The 3,147-nt window shown below is 61.5% G+C and carries 5 protein-coding genes and 1 pseudogene; 2 read left to right on the top strand and 4 right to left on the bottom strand.

What is annotated here, in order from left to right; translation table 11 throughout:
* The coding region (locus AC630_RS40910) for a metallophosphoesterase family protein (RefSeq protein WP_143198716.1) at positions 1–297 on the top strand (297 nt) is incomplete at its 5' end.
* A 198-nt stretch (positions 298–495) separates the two neighbouring features.
* Here the strand turns inward: AC630_RS40910 and AC630_RS40905 are convergent.
* Positions 496–870 (bottom strand): helix-turn-helix domain-containing protein, encoded by a 375-nt coding sequence (locus AC630_RS40905; protein WP_074124012.1) that lies wholly within the window; start codon positions 868–870, stop codon positions 496–498.
* Positions 870–1,181, bottom strand: a complete 312-nt coding sequence (locus AC630_RS40900; protein WP_074124010.1) for a type II toxin-antitoxin system HigB family toxin — start codon at positions 1,179–1,181, stop codon at positions 870–872. Before AC630_RS40900 ends, AC630_RS40905 begins: the two co-directional genes overlap by 1 nt.
* 341 nt (positions 1,182–1,522) lie before the next feature.
* Here AC630_RS40900 and AC630_RS40895 point away from each other — a divergent pair, with 341 nt between their 5' ends.
* Complete coding sequence (locus AC630_RS40895) at positions 1,523–1,882, top strand: hypothetical protein (RefSeq protein WP_074124009.1); 360 nt, start codon at positions 1,523–1,525, stop codon at positions 1,880–1,882.
* A 63-nt stretch (positions 1,883–1,945) separates the two neighbouring features.
* Here the strand turns inward: AC630_RS40895 and AC630_RS40890 are convergent.
* Both AC630_RS40890 and AC630_RS40885 read right to left on the bottom strand, forming a co-directional pair.
* Positions 1,946–2,212 (bottom strand): annotated as a pseudogene (locus AC630_RS40890) (SOS response-associated peptidase); the annotation flags it as partial.
* A 2-nt stretch (positions 2,213–2,214) separates the two neighbouring features.
* Positions 2,215–2,664 carry a hypothetical protein gene (locus tag AC630_RS40885; RefSeq protein WP_074124014.1) on the bottom strand — a complete coding sequence of 150 codons (450 nt, stop codon included), beginning with the start codon at positions 2,662–2,664 and terminating at the stop codon, positions 2,215–2,217.
* Positions 2,665–3,147 lie beyond the last annotated feature (483 nt).

Below are 3,147 nucleotides of genomic sequence, written 5' to 3'. Positions count from 1 at the left end.
GACACGAGCGATTGGGCCACCGAATTTGCCGAAACCGAGTTCGTGCGGCTCGCCGGACGGCTGTTCTACGTTCTGCACGACCTCAACACCCTGCAGGTCGATCCCGTAGCTGAGGGCATCGATGTCATTGTTTCCGGCCACTCCCACGTGCCGAAGATCAACACCGTCGACGGCTTGCTCTACCTGAATCCCGGCAGTGCTGGGCGCCGACGCTTCAACCTACCGATCACTCTTGCGCGCCTCGAAATCACGCCCGACGGTCCGAAACCGATCATCCACGATCTTGAAGTTGGATAGGCTGCGCCGCCGCACGTCCAGTCAGGCGAAACTTTCGGTGCCGTTTCGGCCGCCTGGGTGCGGCGCCAGGCGAAGTGCGTCCCCTAATCGCCCTGCAAGTCGTTGGAATCGCATGCGCTGACTTTCTCGCGTCGATGCGAATGTTGACGGCTGCCGAGCAAAGTGCGCCCCCTATCGAAAGTCATGGTCCCGATTGACCTAAGCCGCAACACTTCCGCTCGCGGAAATCAGCAAATCCGCCGGAATATGGAAACGTTCGCGCAGACGCTTCACCATCGTCATGCTCAATTCGCGCTTGCCGGACATGACCTCACTGACGCGACTCGCAGTGCCCAGAAGCGGCACAAGATCAGCGCGCGTCAAACCATGTTGCTCTACCAGATAGGTCAGCAAATCGGGCAACGGCGGCGCTTTGCGCGGCCAGCGCGCGCGTTCATACGCCTCGATAAGGCGAGCCTGAGCTACCATACGCGCTCGATCGGCAGTCTCGTTAGATTGCATCAGCTTGCCGACAAGCGCCTTGGCCGCCTCATGATCGGCCTGGTTCTGGATAATTATCAATGTTGCCTTCATCACACCGTCTCCGCGTCCACCTTGTCATAGTCTTCATGACTGCCGAAAAAGCGGATCATCAACACGCCATCACGATATTGAACCATGGCGATCAGGCGGTAGTCATTGGCCTTGATGTTGAACACCACACGTCCGCCTTTCAGGATGCTCGCCTTGGGATGCGATCGCTTCACCTGTTGCGGCGTCCGCCAGTCCGAAGCCTCCGCAATCGCCAGCCATGCCCTGTATTGAGCGCGCGCCGCATCGATGCCCCGATGACCAGAGCGCTCGGCAAAATAGCGCTCAACAATGTCCGTGCCGATCACCAGCATGAAAGGATACTACCGTCGATTTCCCAAAAATGGAAGAGGGTATTTCCATTTTTGGGAAACTCATGCCGCCCGCCGATAGCAAGATCGTCTTGCACTCGGGCTAATTCACGATTCGCTCGGTTCGCACTTTCGCGGCGAAGCCGAAGCCCGCCGCGAACCCTTCTTGTTTCACTCGGCGCCGGCGGCGCCGAGCAGGGGACCTACTTTGCCCCGATTAGGGGATGCACTTGTAGGGGACGTGCTTTGACCGTCGCTGCACTGGGCGTCGAGCCAGTAACGGACCGATGGATGCGGTTCGGGCTTCATCGCCTCACGCTCGTCATGCAGGTGAGGGCAGGGCGATGACCGCTTCCAGACGTTCCACGACGGTCATACCAGCTGCGTTGTTTCTGACCTTGATCAGCGGAACCTTGGCACGCGCCCAGGATGGGGTACCGACCCTTTTGCCTGAGGTCATAGTCAAGCCCCCATCGCGGCCGCTGGGACCGGCAGATGCCAATCAGGGCGCAGGAAGCAGTGCAGCGACAGATGCGAAGAAAGACGATGGTAAAGCATTCGAAAAGCTGAACCGCGAGTTCAAGCGGAAGGTCGACGAAGTGAATCCGACCGCCAATACCCCGCCACTCGATGCGCGCTCGCCGGATACCAAAATCGGCATCGTAAACATCCCGGGCGTGCAGCAGCAGGCTACCCTCCGATAAGAAAACAGGGCTACGGAAATAGTGGGTTTAGCGATGTAGCGGACGCGGCACGATTTCCCACGCCAGACTACGATCTTCTACGATTTTTTGCTCCTGATGGTAGCGGTTGGCGCGCTTCTTCGTTGCGTCCATCAGCGCCTTCGACGAGGACGGCATGCCCCAGCGCGCCATGGCGACCTCGCGGCCGTTCGGCGCATTACGGACGATAGGGGCGGGGTAGTCCGGGAAGATGCCGGGCATCGATGGCAGATTGCCGACGTGGCTATTGAGCGCGCCGAACAAGCGACGGATCGCATCGACGTTTTTCGTCATCGAATAGAGATTACACATGATCAAGTCTCCGGAGCGGCCTGGCGGGGGCGCGGTGTCAGTTGCAGAAGCGTAGCGGACGGGCGACGGCCGGCCTTAGCACATTTGCTGCAGCGGAGCCGGCTCGCCAAGTCATGGACGAACGTGGTCGGCGGATGGTGTAGCGCCGGCAAATCGACGTCCCGGCGGGTCTTGCACCGCGAGCACTCGATTTCGAGCCAGGCGTAACCGCCGTTGACGCCCTGATCGATGGTCGGCGAGGGGGCGATCGGCCCGCCGTCGGCCCACATGCGCTCGTTCCAGTTTTCGCAGAGCAGCTTGTCCGCCGTTCGGATTAGGGCCTCACCCTTGGCGCGGGCCTCGGCGGACTGCGCCGCGAGAATCGTCGTCATCGCGCGTGCGCGGCCGAGCTCCTTGGCGAGCGCCTTGCGGTCGCCGCCGCTCAGGGGCGTCGGGTGATGCTTCGGTGCCATGCCGGCATCCATTTCTGATGCGTGCGGCTGCGCCAGCGACTACCCGAACGAGGGCCAGCAGCCGTCCTCTTCGTGGCGCCCCGTTCGCTGTCGGCAGGTGTTGCCCAGCAGACGCTGACCGACATCCCGCCAGACTACCTCCGGACCGTAGAGGCGGAGCGCATCGACCTTCTGAATCTCGACGATGCGCTCGCAGCGGCTCCGGCTCATCCTTGAGGGGCGATCTTGTGTCGTCACGTTCGCGAGCCGGGCTTGCGGTGGACGCGGCAGCGTCGGGCGCGAGAGGCGTGGGCAGGGCGGATTGCTCTCCGTGAGCCCGAGGCTTCGCGCTGGATGAGCGGCGCTGTCAGGTTCGTCTCGCCAGCATTTCGACGGCAAAGTGCACAACGCCGTCGAACCTGTGGCGCCAACGAACCGTGCGTACGGCAAAACCGTGTGGTCCTTTCCGCAAGCGCTCTTTTCGCCCCGTTGGAAACGTCGAAA

The organism is Bradyrhizobium sp. AS23.2 (assembly GCF_001908185.1).
GTDB lineage: Bacteria > Pseudomonadota > Alphaproteobacteria > Rhizobiales > Xanthobacteraceae > Bradyrhizobium.
This window is presented reverse-complemented; position numbering and strand designations above follow the sequence as displayed.